Here is a 245-nt window from a genome sequence, read left to right on the forward strand (position 1 = left end):
AGGGTGCCGCCGGTGTAAGAATTGGCGCCGGAGAGTGTGAGCGTCTCGTCGCCGGATTTCACCACCTGGCCGCTGCCGCTGATGGCGTTGTCGAACGTGCCGCCGGTGTTCAGCTCCAGCGTGGCGTTATCGGTGACGTCGCCACTTCCCAGCGCGTCAACGTTAGTGGCAACCAGCGTGCCGCTACTGATAAGGGTGCCACCGGTATAAGAATTGGATCCGGAGAGGGTGAGCGTGTCGTCGCC

At 62.9% G+C, this 245-nt stretch carries 1 protein-coding gene; it reads right to left on the minus strand.

Annotated features, from left to right (window positions below):
• The coding region (locus tag NBA72_RS24015) for an autotransporter-associated beta strand repeat-containing protein (RefSeq protein WP_439006045.1) at positions 1 to 245 on the minus strand (245 nt) is incomplete at both ends.

The organism is Salmonella sp. NW1250 (assembly GCF_051812965.1).
Lineage (GTDB): Bacteria > Pseudomonadota > Gammaproteobacteria > Enterobacterales > Enterobacteriaceae > Salmonella > Salmonella enterica.